12 protein-coding genes are annotated in these 12,757 nt (G+C 59.6%); 3 read left to right on the top strand and 9 right to left on the bottom strand.

The genetic code is table 11. The features are described 5' to 3' along the window. Positions 1-186 precede the first annotated feature (186 nt). The 6 genes from ABC336_RS23275 to ABC336_RS23250 are packed head-to-tail and all read right to left on the bottom strand — an operon-like array spanning position 187 to position 5,834. A complete protein-coding gene (locus tag ABC336_RS23275) occupies positions 187-942 on the bottom strand; it encodes a DeoR/GlpR family DNA-binding transcription regulator (RefSeq protein WP_413240918.1) in 756 nt (251 codons plus the stop codon). A 4-nt stretch (positions 943-946) separates the two neighbouring features. Further along, the gene (locus ABC336_RS23270; RefSeq protein ID WP_413240917.1) at positions 947-2,029 is read right to left on the bottom strand and encodes a DUF4432 family protein; all 1,083 of its coding nucleotides are present in this window, start codon (positions 2,027-2,029) and stop codon (positions 947-949) included. A 4-nt stretch (positions 2,030-2,033) separates the two neighbouring features. Next, positions 2,034-2,582, bottom strand: coding sequence for a D-lyxose/D-mannose family sugar isomerase (locus ABC336_RS23265; protein WP_413240916.1), 549 nt, complete (start codon positions 2,580-2,582; stop codon positions 2,034-2,036). A 57-nt stretch (positions 2,583-2,639) separates the two neighbouring features. Beyond that, positions 2,640-3,827 (bottom strand): carbohydrate kinase family protein, encoded by a 1,188-nt coding sequence (locus ABC336_RS23260; RefSeq protein ID WP_413240915.1) that lies wholly within the window; start codon positions 3,825-3,827, stop codon positions 2,640-2,642. Position 3,828: 1 nt separating this feature from the next. Next, a complete protein-coding gene (locus tag ABC336_RS23255) occupies positions 3,829-4,989 on the bottom strand; it encodes a Gfo/Idh/MocA family protein (RefSeq protein ID WP_413240914.1) in 1,161 nt (386 codons plus the stop codon). A 5-nt stretch (positions 4,990-4,994) separates the two neighbouring features. Then, the gene (locus tag ABC336_RS23250; RefSeq protein ID WP_413240913.1) at positions 4,995-5,834 is read right to left on the bottom strand and encodes a class I fructose-bisphosphate aldolase; all 840 of its coding nucleotides are present in this window, start codon (positions 5,832-5,834) and stop codon (positions 4,995-4,997) included. A gap of 226 nt (positions 5,835-6,060) precedes the next feature. Here ABC336_RS23250 and ABC336_RS23245 point away from each other — a divergent pair, with 226 nt between their 5' ends. From ABC336_RS23245 to ABC336_RS23235, 3 genes are all read left to right on the top strand, one after another. Continuing rightward, positions 6,061-6,882: an SDR family NAD(P)-dependent oxidoreductase gene (locus tag ABC336_RS23245; protein WP_413240912.1), complete on the top strand. Its 822-nt coding sequence runs from the start codon at positions 6,061-6,063 to the stop codon at positions 6,880-6,882. A 909-nt stretch (positions 6,883-7,791) separates the two neighbouring features. Further along, positions 7,792-8,055 carry a hypothetical protein gene (locus tag ABC336_RS23240; protein WP_413240911.1) on the top strand — a complete coding sequence of 88 codons (264 nt, stop codon included), beginning with the start codon at positions 7,792-7,794 and terminating at the stop codon, positions 8,053-8,055. A 15-nt stretch (positions 8,056-8,070) separates the two neighbouring features. Next, positions 8,071-8,820, top strand: coding sequence for a GNAT family N-acetyltransferase (locus tag ABC336_RS23235; RefSeq protein WP_413240910.1), 750 nt, complete (start codon positions 8,071-8,073; stop codon positions 8,818-8,820). Between the two features lie 64 nt (positions 8,821-8,884). Here the strand turns inward: ABC336_RS23235 and ABC336_RS23230 are convergent, their stop codons facing one another. Genes ABC336_RS23230 through ABC336_RS23220 form a run of 3 tightly spaced genes read right to left on the bottom strand, consistent with a single transcriptional unit; the run spans position 8,885 to position 12,747 of the window. Continuing rightward, the gene (locus ABC336_RS23230) at positions 8,885-10,312 is read right to left on the bottom strand and encodes a sulfatase family protein (protein WP_413240909.1); all 1,428 of its coding nucleotides are present in this window, start codon (positions 10,310-10,312) and stop codon (positions 8,885-8,887) included. A 15-nt stretch (positions 10,313-10,327) separates the two neighbouring features. Then, positions 10,328-11,776, bottom strand: coding sequence for a sulfatase-like hydrolase/transferase (locus ABC336_RS23225; protein ID WP_413240908.1), 1,449 nt, complete (start codon positions 11,774-11,776; stop codon positions 10,328-10,330). Next, positions 11,773-12,747, bottom strand: coding sequence for an aldose 1-epimerase (locus ABC336_RS23220; RefSeq protein WP_413240907.1), 975 nt, complete (start codon positions 12,745-12,747; stop codon positions 11,773-11,775). The genes ABC336_RS23225 and ABC336_RS23220 overlap by 4 nt, the downstream gene beginning before the upstream one ends. Between the last annotated feature and the right edge of the window lie 10 nt (positions 12,748-12,757).

Genomic DNA, 12,757 nt, shown 5'->3' with positions numbered 1-12,757 from the left:
CTCTCACTCTGCTAGAAGCGTGGTGAAAATGAGGCCTACGTTGTGCGGATCGTCCTTCCGATCGCTGTGGTTCCCAGAATTCTTGAATCATAACCTCTGGTTGAGGTTGAATTCCGGGAACCAAGGCGAACGCTCCGCTTCTCCAGGACAATTCCGCCCCACTTCCGGCACTTTTTCACCAATCTGCTAGGCCACGGTGACTTCCATGTCAGCCTCCTTGCACGCCGACAGGAGCTGGTGGTCCGGGGAAGCATCTGTGATCAGGCGGTTAGCTTCAGAAAGCCGGGCGAAGGAGAGCAGCTCCTTCGCCCCGAATTTGGTGTGGTCCGCCAGGATGTTCACTTCGGACGTCTGCCTGATCGCGGCTCTCTTGATCTGTGTCTCGTACATATTGGAGTTGCTGAAGCCATGCTGGGCCGACACGCCGGTCGTACCCAGGAATATACGCGTATAGGCCATGGAGCCGACCAGCTGTTCAGCAAACGGACCGATAAGCGTCGAGGTCGCTTCCAGGATCATGCCGCCCGAGACGATCGCCGGGATGCCTTTATCCTGGAGCACGCCGGCCACATTCAGCGCGTTGGTCACGACTGTAATGTCCAGACCGGGCTTGAGTGCCCGGGCCAGCTCATAGGTTGTGGAGCCGCCGTCAATAAAGACATAATCTCCACTCTGGATGAGTGCAGCCGCCATGCGGCCGATGCTGATCTTCTCTTCGGTCATTACACTGACGCGATCCTTCAGCGCAACATCTCTGTCCGCCAGGATCGCACCGCCAAATGTACGGCGCAGCAAGCCCGCCTGTTCAAGCTTCTCCAGATCGCGGCGTATCGTCATCTCCGTCACGGAGAAGGCTGACTTCAGATCATGCAGACGAATCTCGCCATCCGTCTGGAGCCGATCCACAATTTGCTGCTGCCTTGCATTCCACGCACCTGCCATGTCTTCAACTCCCATTATCCTTAATCCGATCTCTTGTTCCATTATTGCCGGGAAAGGCCTCCACATTCAACCCCAATGTGTACATGACCTCTTCGCCAGGCTGCAGCATGGGGATGCCCCTGCTTGCCGCTTCCGCTGCTCTGCCTTCGACACCGCAGTTCGAGGGCTCCAGACCGAGCGCGTAGACGCCTGCGCCAGGCATCTTCCACTGTACGAGCCGGGGCAGCGTATGTGCCGACCATTCCAAGGTAACCGAGACCGGCACCCCGGCTCCCCCCGCCTGGGGAAAATAGGGCTGCGTCAATGTCACCGACGCCGAATCCGACCCGATCGGCTCATGGTAATAGACACTCTCGCCGATGCCGGACTGCGGCTGTTGGAACCCCTTGTGTCCTTCGCGTGCTGCCCCGCCTATGCCAGTGGCAGTGGAGCCTTCCGGGAACCTGATGGCGGTGTGCTCTGAGAGCAGCGGATACCCGAAGTTGAAATGGTAGAGCATCATATGGGGGACCGGCTCAAAGCCCGCGTTTTCGACCCGATCGATGATGCGGATCGCATTGTGTCCGAGCCGGGAGCGGATTTCCCTCCTCAACCGCAAATGGCCGCCGAAGAGCATCGACTCCTCGACGGTCCCGCGGATCACCATCTCATATTCTTCCCCCGCCCAGTTCCCCTCTGCGCAGACATGCCTGGCAGGTGTGTGATGCGCGCGCCCATGAAGACCGTACGAACGGCCTTCATAGGTGGACGGGCTGCCGGCATGCATGAGTCCGCACGTCATCATCAGTCCGCCTGAGGCGGTGCGCAGCCATCCCGCGCCATCCGGTTCGTAGAACATCGGGTGAACATCTCCCCCCGCCGATTGCCAGCTGATCGGGATGCCGCCGTACTCCGCGAGGGAGATATCCAGTCCCTTCGTCGGCGTGACCATATACGACAAACCCGCTCCCGTCCGGACCTGGATGAAGTCCATACCCGCTTCCGGTCCGTCTGCGCCTGTGAATCGTCGCACGCCACCGACCTGCTCCAGCCGCCCCACATGCATCTCCAGCTCTCTGCGCGTCCACTCTCTGCCGTATAGCTGCATCGCTTCAGTCCTCGGCGATAACCGGGATCCGTGCGATATGAGGATCCGTGAAGATATCGTGCTCATCACGACTCGTGCTCGAAAATTCGGACACGACTGCGCCCTGCTCTCCTGCCTGAAACCAGTGCAGTGTCCCTGGCGGGATCGTATACTGCTGGCCGGGGTGCAGGACGATCTCGCACCTTACTGTATAGTACGCCTCGCTCTTAGCCGGAATCACGGCCTGGATCGGCTCCACAGCCTCCCCTTCTACATACAGATACACGGAGCCGGAGCGACACCTGAACGTCTCCATCTTGCCCGGATCGGCTCCGATCTGCGGATGCATGTGTTCCGGACAGGTCTGCCGTGGGAACAACACGAGCTCTTTGGCGCAGTACCGTTCGGTATTGATATACGTTACGATCTCCAGACCTTGCGTCTCCAGGTCATCCAGGCCAAACGAGGCCACTTCGATCGCTTCGCGCTCCTCGGGCGAGAGTACGATGCCTGCTTCGTGCAGGAACTGGGCTGTCCTCTCTTGGGCTGCTTTGACTTGACTGCGTTTCAACATGCTTGTTGCCTCCTTCTGTTCGCTAGTGGACTGCATAGATGCTGTCCTCCTGCTCTCCTACCGCCGATAGATTGTCGCACCTGACTTGTCGTCGGGCTTATAATCTGGCAGCCGCAGCCGCGGCTCATGTTGCCGCCATCCCGAAACCACGCGCTGCCGGACGTCTTCCCAGGCCGGGATGCCGCTGATCGCATCCTGTCGTTCGACATTGCAGGCTCCCGTGCCTACAGCTCCAATAATCGTGTCTTCCGGCCCGCAGCCCAGGATGAAGGCTGCCAGGAAGCCCGCGATCGTACAGTCGCCAGCGCCCGTCGTACCTGCGACCGCGACCTGAAAGCATGGCGCATACAGCTCGCGGCTCTGCCACGACTCCGGGCTTGCCGGCGCGTACCGGCCAGTCTCTGCGAGCCTTGCAGCGCTATCCGTCGTCCGCATGTACAACCCGTGCTCGCCCAGCTTGATTACTGCTATAGCCGCCCCCATCGCCAACAGCTCCCCGGCAAGCCCGTGCAAGAGTTCGCCGTCCACCTGATCGATCAGCCCTTCCGCCCCGTAAGACCGCACCATGTCCTCGTACGTGCTCCTGCGCAGCATATACAGCAGTTCCTCCAGGCTGGGCAGGAAGAGATCCACCGACGGGAGGACAGCCTCCAGAAGCCGTCTCCAGTTTACTTGTCCCGAGGGCCCATCCGGATCGGGCTTGGCCATATCAAGCGAGGTCGTCACTCCGGCCGCCTTGGCTTGCTGCATGAGACGGGCCAGCTCCGCCCCTTCCTTCTCATACATCCTCCGCATGAGCGGCGGATAGCCATAATGGAACAGTCCTGCCGCCTCCAATTCCTCGCTGCCCACATCATCTGCTCCGAACGTATCGTTGGCTCCGGTGCAGTGCAGGAACATCCGGTCGACGCCCGGCGGACTGATGACGATCGAGTAGGAGCTCGCCTCGCCCGGCGCCACGATCATGCCGTCTGCGAGCCCCTGGTGCTCCTGCCGGATCGCCGTCAGGATCGCTTCTCCGAAGGCGTCGCCGCCGACTTTGCCCATCAGCCTGACAGGCACGCCCAGCCGGTGCAGGGCCAGGCCGGTATTGGGTACCGACCCGCCCGTCGACAGCATGGCTTCGCCTACATTGACCAGCTTGCCTGGTACGAGACCGAAGGAAGCGCCCGTAATGGCAGGGATGATGTCCAGACATACATGTCCCGCTGCGATGACGGGATAGGGTAGTACCAGCTTTGTCACGTTATTCCCCCCAGTGAAGCTCGATGGTCGCTCCTGTCCGCCCCGACTCCAGCGCGGCAGTAAATACCTTGTGACTGCCCTCAGCCTCTTCCGGCGTCGCGCAGTGGAACGGCTGGCTCATGCCCTCCCGACCGTTCGCGATCTCATCGCAGAACGCTGCCCACATCTGCAGGATAGAGTCGGAGAAGCCAAATTCAAAAATGCCTCCTGTAATCGTGCCATACGCCGATTGATACGGCGCGTCCATGACATGCCACGCCTGTTCTCCGCCCGGCTCATAAGGCAGCCAGGCCACCTGCTTCGGATTTTTCGTCGAAAACTCGGCGGAGAACGCCGTGCCCTGGATACGGATAAACCAGGTGTTGGCATGTCCCGGTGCGATACGCTTGGTGGAGAGCACCATCGGGAACGACTGCTCATCTGTCCGCACTTCGCAGGCCAGGATGGCATTGTCCCATGTCTCGCAAGGCGCCATGCCCCCCTTGCCGTCCGGACGCTCTTCCATTACCTTCGTCAGCAGCGACCTGACATTGCGCGGTCTCCAACCGAAGCGCATCGGCAGATGCAGCACATGCATGCCGAGATCGCCCATGCAACCATATTCGCCGTTTGTAGCCACTCTCCTCTTCCAGTTGATCGGCTTGTCGGGATTCATGTCGCTGGAGTGCCAGAAACCGGCTTCGACCTCAATAATACGTCCAAACCGTCCTTCTTTTACCCACTGGAGCACCTGCATGGCCCCCGGGAAGAACGGGAATTCCGAAGAACAACGGACGACAACCTCGGGATGCTCTGCCATCACCCGCATGATGTCCGCATTGGCCTCGCGGTCGATGCCAAACGGCTTCTCGCCGAGCAGATGTTTGCCGGCTCTTATGATATCTGCATAGATGTCTGCGTGCAGGTTATGGGGCACCGCGCAATACACCGCATCCACCTCGGGATCTGCCAACAGTTCCTTGTAGTCCGTATAGGAGCGCTTGACACTCGGCACCGCTTCTTCAAACCAGGCCGTGGCGGCCGGATTGGCATCGCATACTGCCGTGATGACCGGGACAAAATCAACCCCGGTCAGATGAAGCCACCGCGCTGCCGCACTGGCAAACTCCTTGCCCATCAAGCCGCAGCCGATGACGCCGAATCGGATCACACGTTTGCTCATAGGATCTATGCCTCCCCTCTTAGAACGGCCAGCGCTTGATCCGCACCGTCGTTCTTATGCACAATGCCCATAAGCGCGCGTGTCATCCGGCCGGGATGCGGATGCTGGATGACATTGCGGCCATAGACGATGCCGGCAGCTCCCTGCTCCATCAGGTTGACGGTACGGGTGACGATCTCTTCGTCCGAGGCGCGGCCGCCGCCCCGCACCAGCACCGGGATGCCGGAAGCCACCTCGATGACGCGGTGATAGTCCTCCACATGGTCGCAAGGATCCGCCTTGATGACATCCGCTCCAAGCTCCACGGCCTGCCGCACAAGCGGCATGATCTTCTCGATATCGCCGTCCACCATGTAACCGCCCTTCGCCTCGTTCCCCAGCATAACCAGCGGTTCGACCATGAGCGGCATGCCGTAACGCTCGCAGTCGCTCTTAAGCTTCATGACGTTCTTCACACATTGGTAATGCAGCTCAGGCTGTCCGGGCAGCAGCAGGAGATTGACGCAGACCGCTACGGCGTCCAGCCGCACCGCGTGTTCGATGGCTTGATCGATGATCTCGCTGAACAGATAGTCAGGCAGCTTCGTCCCATAAATGTTGGCCGCGTCCGTACGAAGCACCAGTCCCGGCTTCGACTTGCCCGGAATCTGCTGAAGATGGCGCGCCTGGCCGAGGCTGAGCTGGATACAGTCTGGATCCGCTTTTACAACCGTCTCTACGGCCTGCTTCATGTCTTCAATAGAGGAGAGAAAAGAATACTCATTAAAAAAACCATGATCGATTGCAACATCAAAACATTTGCCTTCCTCGCTGAACATTCGATTTAGCCGAACCTTATTTGTCATGTCATCGACTCCTAGTGTTATTAACAAACACTAAATGTTTGTTTATAACATTACTATAAAGGAACGAACAACCATTTGTCCATTGTTTTATTATTCGGCCGCGGAAATCCTGCGATCGTGTAGTCCGAGTAATACGCCTGCGGACAGGGTAATGAATAGACAGACCTTCGCCTATAAAGTCGGCGCCCTTGCGTCGGCATTTGAAGGCCAGAGAGGAGTATGCGAGATGAATGCAACAACACCTGGACATCTGGAACGTAAAGTCGCCCTGGTCACCGGGGCCGGACAAGGCATCGGCCGGGGCATCGCCAGCGTGCTGGCGCAAAAAGGCTATCAGCTGGCTCTCACCTATCGCAGCAGCGCGGACGAGATCGAGTCGTTCGCACAGGACATGCGCCATACGTACGGGGCACAGCCGCTCGTCCTGCAATGCGACCTGATGGAGCAAGAAGACGTCGCCCGTGTCGTAGACGAGACACTGGAGGGCTGCGGCCGGCTCGATCTGCTCGTCAACAATGCCGGAGGCGGCAACAACAAGCCGCTGCTCGACATGTCAGAGGAGGATATCGCCTCCCTGGTGCAGTTGGACTACACCGCGCCGATCCTCATCTCCAAGCATGCCGCCGCAGCCATGATCGAGCGCAAGATTCCCGGCAGCATCCAGTTCATCACCTCGTCGCGCGGCGAACGCGCTTATCCGGGAGACAGCATCTACGGCGGGATGAAGGCGGCGCTGATCCGATCCTGCGGGTCGCTAGCGCTCGAGTGGGCGCCGCATGGTATCCGGGTGAACTGCGTGGCCCCGGGAGCTACCGTCAACAATCTGGAGGACGATGCCCTGACGATGCCGCTGGGGCGCAAAATCCCGCTCGGACGCCTGGGCACCCCTGCGGATATCGGCGAAGCCGTCGCCTGGCTTGCTTCTGATCAGGCCTCGTATATTACCGGGATCAATCTGCGGATCGACGGCGGCCTGATCCTGCCGGGCATGCCCGAGGACACCTCCAAGGAGGCCGGATATGGTTGGGGGCGGGTGTACGAGGAGTAAGACTGACCCCGAACCCCGTTGGCGATCTGCCAGCACAGGTCCCCTCTTGCTGTCCGTGCCTGCGATTTGCGCCTGCACCGGCGGCAAAAATCGCGGCTGTGGCTGCGGCTGCGCTTGAGTCCGCAGTTGCAACCTGCGTCTGTCCATCTAGGCATGAGCTAGGTGCCCGCGGTTGCGAGTGCACTTGCTACCTACGATTGCTCCTGGATCCGCAGCTGCGATCAGTAGCGATCAGTAGGTGCATCCAGCGACGCCCTGCCATAATCGACCACTGCTGCGAATTCCCCCAGCTTAACGGACTCAATAGCGCCTATTCGGAACAAACGCTAGCTGAAAGCAGGGGAGGCGGACACACGATCCGTTAATTGTTGGTTTTCTGTTGTTTTGGTGCCATTTCCAGACCAATAGCGTACCCTCTGTCCGCAAGTAGAGTGAAATCAAGCGAATGTTCGATATAGGTGCTACTGTGTCCTTTTGTGAGACGAGCGAAATGGCGACCCACGGAGCTAGCGTATATAGTGACCCGTGAAGCGTCGCACTTCACCTCCACCAAAAAAAATGGCTGTCTCCGGAATGGTCAGATGACTCCGAAGGCAGCCTTTTAGTTTGATCAAACTTACTTTTTCCATAGCACCCCGCCGCCGGGTTGCGAGCCCAGCCAACGAAACTTTCTTTCTCAACAGCTCCCACGCTCAGCTTCTTCCTACGTTAGCGCTTCTCCTACAACCTAATATATGTTAATATCACACATATCTGTACGCTCAAAAAGATGGATCGTCAGCTTCGGCCAAGGACGTGCCCAGTCTTTCTTGCGGATCGCTTTTCATAGACTTCAGCGCGTTCATTAGTTTCTACGAGACGCGCAGCTGCACAATAACCGTTTCAATCGAACAGGAGAGGAGGACTGGCATGAGAAACCAGCTCAAAAGCTTCTGCTTCTGGTTCACGGCGTTTGCTCTGGCCGTCATCGCGTTTCATCTGACTGGACTGGACGACAAAAATTTGCTGCTCTTTTTCACGAGTCCGATGCTATGGTTATACGAGGCTTATCCCGCTGTCAGGGAGGCCGATATCCCTCGCTTTCTGTACCTATTGTCTACAGTGTTCATCTGGTTTTTGGCGGGCTTGCTGCTGGATCGGCTGGTGGCACGGTTCAAAACCAGTCGCGCTTAACGAAGGAGTGAGGACATGTTACCCAGACATCTGGAAGAGATGACACTAAATCATTGGCAGCCCTTGTCTACCGAGATATATGACGGCTGGGTGCTGCGATTTGCCGGGGGCTATACGAAACGGGCCAATTCGATCCAGGCAATCTATCCCTCCCTGCTCCCAGTGGAGGAGAAGATCGTTGCTTGCGAAGAGCTGTACGAGGAACGCGGGCTGCGACCCGTCTACAAAATAACCCCCTTCGCCCAGCCTGTGGAACTGGATGGGCTGCTGCAGGACAGAGGATACACGATCCTGGAGCCCAGCAGCGTCCAGACGGTCGGTCTCTCCCGGCTCGCCCCGCCTGTGCTGCAGTCGGCCAGCATCCAAGAGCAGCTGACGCCAGCCTGGATCGACCTCTACTGCTGCTTCAACTGCGTCGATCCCCGGCACAAACCGACGATGACGGGCATGCTGTCCCATATCGGCGCCGCCACGGGCTACCTGACCCTTTATCATGATGGGCAGGCGATCGGCTGCGGTCTTGGCATCCTGAGCGGAGGATATATCGGTCTATATGATATTGTCGTCGACAGCCGCTTCCGCAATCAAGGCATTGGCGAGCAGCTGATCCTTCACCTGCTGCAGTGGGGCAAGGCGCGCGGAGCAACGCATAGCTACCTGGCGGTCGTGAAAGCCAATGCTCCCGCCCTGGCTCTCTACTCCAAGCTGGGATATAAAGAGATCTACTCTTATTGGTATCGTGCGAAGGTTGCTCGGGAGCACTGATTGCGCCAGCAAAGGCAGGCGGGCGCTGTCCGAACATCTTGCCGTGGCTGCCACCTGGCTGCCGCTACCCGAAGGTCTTGCCGATGCCGCGCCCTCCCGCGCTGGCGAAGCGCTCCCGGATCTCGCGAACCTCGGGCTTTACTTGCTCCCTGCGCATCGTATCGGCAATCAGCTCCCGCCGCATCCGGGATGCGACAGCCGCGTAGCTGTCGTCACCGATTACATTGTAACGCTCACTGGGATCTGCCCTCAGATCGTAGAGCTCCTCCGCCAGCTCCGCCCCTGACGCCTCATCCGCATAGTGATAGAGCGTATAGCGGTAATCCTCGGTCCGCCAGGTCCGGATATTGACATTATAATGCGGGCCATAATGATGTCCAGAGACGCCCGGTACGATCTCGCCCTCTCGCTCCAGTGCAGCCAGCAGCGAGCGGCCTGTCATATGCGGCGCAGGGTCAAGCTTGGCGGCATCCAGCAACGTAGCCACCGCATCCTCCTGTCCGACCAGCCGGCCTTCCACCGTGCCCCTGCGCTCCTGGGGCAGCCGGGGATTATAGATGATAAGCGGCACATGCGTCAGCGCGTCATACGGATACGGACCCTTGTTAAGCAGCCGGTGGTCACCCATCATCTCGCCATGATCCGAGGTGAAGACGATCATCGTATCCTTCATCCACCCCCGCTGCTCCAGATGAGCGAGCAGGCGCCCGATCTGAGCGTCCACCAGCGAGATCGAGGCATAGTAATGCGCTGTCGCCAGCTGAATGTCGGTATCCGTCATCTCAGCCGGGCGCACGCCGGTGCGCCAGTGCTCCGCCGAATCGGCCTGCTTGTGCGGGGCCGCCCCCGGCTGGAGTCCGTCCCAGCCTGCAGGCAGCGGCATCGCTGCAGGCTCGTACATCCCGGCGTAGGAAGCCGGAGGGTTGTAGGGCGGATGCGGCTTCTCATAAGAGAGCCAGAGGAAGAACGGCTTCTCTGACGGTTCGTCGAGGTAGGCGATCGCCTGATCCGTCTCATACACCGTCAGATAATGCGCTTCCGGGATCGGCGACACCCAGGTGGAGAACTGCTTGGTCCAGTCGGCCGGATACTCTTCGCCAAGCGCCGGATCGATCCCTTGCGCCGCCAGGTACTCGCGGTACCCGTCGTGGGCCAGAATCGTCTCGAAGCCGAAGGCTTCGCCCTTTGGATAATGATGCCACTTGCCCACATGTCCAGTCCGGTAGCCCGCCCGCCGGAACAGCTCCGGCACCGTCTCCAGCCGCAGATCGGTCGTCATGTCATTGAACAGTACGCCGTGCACGCTCGGGTGGGCCCCCGTCACGATCGTCGCCCGTGAAGGCGCGCACACCCAGTTGTGCACATGGCACTGCTCATAGCGGATCCCTTCCCCGGCAAGCCGGTCGAGATGCGGCGTGCGGACGATCGGATGGCCGCTGCATCCCATCGCATCTGCGCGCATCTGATCCGGCGTGATTAATAATACATTCATCCTTTCAGCTCCTCATCAGGAATACATGGTCTCAATACGGGGATAATCCGTCTCCGTCCGGATCGTCCATTGCAGCAGCCGCTCCATCAGATCGGCGATGACCTCCCTATGCTCGGGGAGCGCCGCGACATCGCAGTATTCACCCGGATCCTCGCGGAGGTTGTACAGCTCCTTGACTCCGCTCAGCCGGTAGACCAGCTTCCAGTCGCGGGTACGGATCATCTTCGCCCGGTGGATCGACCAGGGATGCCGCACGATCAGCTCCTGCTTCCAGTGGTAGTTTGGATGCCGCTGCCGGTGCGCCTCTGTATCCAGACCCACCGTCCGGGACAGCGCCGCTTCCTCTACGCCGCCTTCGCAGAATACGGCATCCTTGTGCGTATCCGTCTTGCCAGTCAGCACATCGCCGAGTGAACGTCCCTGCATCCAGTCCGGCACCTCCAGCCCAGCGAGCTCCAGCAGCGTAGGCGCAACATCGACATTGTCGGTCATCGCTTCTGTCGTCCGCCCCGCACGTACATGTCCCGGATACCGGATAATCAGCGGAACCTTCACCATGCAATCGTAGAATAAGGTATCCCATTTCTCCACACAGCCGTGCTCGCCGGCAAAATCGCCATGGTCGGAGGTGACGACTACCACCGTGTCCTCCGCCAATCCGCAGGCCTCCACGCCGTCCACCAGTTGACCGACGAGGTCATCCACGAAAGCCACCAGCCCGTAATAGGCTTCGACAACCTGGCGCCATTGCGCCGCGCTCAGATGCTCCAGATCATAGACCTCTCTGTAGGCCCGCAGCAGCTCCGGCGCCTCATCCAGCGGCTCGATGCGCGGCAGCGCGATCTTCCGCTCCCGGATCAGATCGATGAACGGCGGGATATCCGTGTAGGGAGGATGAGGCGCATTATAATTCACCAGCAGGAAGAACGGATCCTCGCTGTCGCGGTGACGCTCCATGAAGGAGAGGGCGTCCTGTGTCGCATGGTGGTCCGACATGCCGTGCACATCGCTGAAGGCGCCGCGGTAAAAGGCGCGGAACAGATCGTCGTCTTCTTCGGACTCCCTTCTGGCCCAAGGCACGTCGGCACCTTTGCGGGCGCGGCGGCACTCGTCGAACATCTCCTCCATCCACTCCGGCTCGATCGTATGGTTCTTGCCGAACATGGCCGTCTTGTACCCGGCCCGTTTCAATTCCTGGACGAGATGATTCTCGCCGCGCCGGACTTCGAAGCCCGGCAGCGTCCGATGTCCCTCGACATGCGGATACCGGCCGGTCATGAGGGCTGCTCTGGAGGGCACGCACTTGGGAAAGGTGCAGTACGCCTCGCGGAACAGCGTTCCCTGCGAAGCCAGCTTGTCCATCATAGGCGTATAGGCGTCGCGATTGCCGTAGCAGCCGAGCGCAGACGCCTTGCATTCGTCCAGCGTGATCAATACGATATGCGGTCTTGACCGCTTCTTCATCCTTGCTTCGCCTCCAGTCTCATCACCCATCTGAAGCTGCTGCGCTCGCCTGCCCGCAATCGGATACGGCCATAGCTCGATTCATCCTCAGGATAGTTGAACGCATCGGTAATGCAGGTATAGGGCTCCAGTGATACCTCGCTGCCGCCCTGGGGGCGGAACAGGACGAGGAACGGGAACCCTTCGGATAGCTCATAGACAAGCTTGTGCCCGTCCGATGGACCGTAATCGAGCTCGCAGACGGCGCGCGGCGGCAATGAAAACAACAGGTACCCCGTCGCCGGCAGGTCTGCCAGCCGCATGCCTTCCCTGAGGGACGCGCAGCGCATGCCGTCCGCAGGAGCGCCGCTGACGAAGCGGTCCTCGCCGATCGGCCATTCACTCACAGCCGGCAAGGTTAGCACCGCTTCTTCCTCCTCCCGTCCGGTCAAGTGGAAGTACGGGTGGAAGCCCAGCGCAAATGGAGCATCCAGGGCGCCTTCATTGACCATCTCCGCATGCATCCGCAGTTCGCCCTCCAGCAGCGTGTAGGTAAGCCGGTAGACGAGCGCATGAGGATAGTAGTCATAGACGCCCGGATGCTCCGGGATCCGAAGCTCGCAGCTCAGACTGGCGCCGCCTGCTTCGTCCGCCTCGTGCCGCATCACCTTCCAGGGCAGATCCTTGAGCTCGCCATGGATATGGTGCTGGGGGATGATGAGCGGCAGCTGGTGGGTTCTCTGATCAAATGTAAACCTTCCATACCTGACACGATTCGGCGGTGACAGAACCGGGATGCCGTACAGGGAAGCGTGCCGTCTCAGCTCATCCAGCCCGGGCGGCGGCAGCACGATCGTGCGCCCGCCCAGCACCAGACGGACTGCATTGCAGCCCAGCTCCGGCACGATCCAGGCTTCACTGCCCGTGACCGTATCCTCAAGCGTCATGATCCTGCAGCCGTCCCAGACCTGTTGTTCTGTTTTGTAGCGCATGGCATTCTCC

Origin of the sequence: Paenibacillus jepli (assembly GCF_047238105.1) — a bacterium.
GTDB lineage: Bacteria > Bacillota > Bacilli > Paenibacillales > Paenibacillaceae > Paenibacillus_D.
Note: the sequence above shows the minus strand (reverse complement) of the source record. Positions and strands in the feature narration are given on the sequence as shown.

Excerpts from the sequence above, each read along its gene's own strand:
- ABC336_RS23220 (WP_413240907.1), bottom strand. The coding sequence starts at position 12,747 with ATGCGCTACAAAACAGAACAACAGGTCTGGGACGGCTGCAGGATCATG.
- ABC336_RS23275 (WP_413240918.1), bottom strand. The coding sequence starts at position 942 with ATGGCAGGTGCGTGGAATGCAAGGCAGCAGCAAATTGTGGATCGGCTC.
- ABC336_RS23240 (WP_413240911.1), top strand. The coding sequence starts at position 7,792 with ATGAGAAACCAGCTCAAAAGCTTCTGCTTCTGGTTCACGGCGTTTGCT.
- ABC336_RS23255 (WP_413240914.1), bottom strand. The coding sequence starts at position 4,989 with ATGAGCAAACGTGTGATCCGATTCGGCGTCATCGGCTGCGGCTTGATG.
- ABC336_RS23245 (WP_413240912.1), top strand. The coding sequence starts at position 6,061 with ATGAATGCAACAACACCTGGACATCTGGAACGTAAAGTCGCCCTGGTC.
- ABC336_RS23235 (WP_413240910.1), top strand. The coding sequence starts at position 8,071 with ATGTTACCCAGACATCTGGAAGAGATGACACTAAATCATTGGCAGCCC.
- ABC336_RS23250 (WP_413240913.1), bottom strand. The coding sequence starts at position 5,834 with ATGACAAATAAGGTTCGGCTAAATCGAATGTTCAGCGAGGAAGGCAAA.
- ABC336_RS23270 (WP_413240917.1), bottom strand. The coding sequence starts at position 2,029 with ATGCAGCTATACGGCAGAGAGTGGACGCGCAGAGAGCTGGAGATGCAT.
- ABC336_RS23225 (WP_413240908.1), bottom strand. The coding sequence starts at position 11,776 with ATGAAGAAGCGGTCAAGACCGCATATCGTATTGATCACGCTGGACGAA.
- ABC336_RS23230 (WP_413240909.1), bottom strand. The coding sequence starts at position 10,312 with ATGAATGTATTATTAATCACGCCGGATCAGATGCGCGCAGATGCGATG.
- ABC336_RS23265 (WP_413240916.1), bottom strand. The coding sequence starts at position 2,582 with ATGTTGAAACGCAGTCAAGTCAAAGCAGCCCAAGAGAGGACAGCCCAG.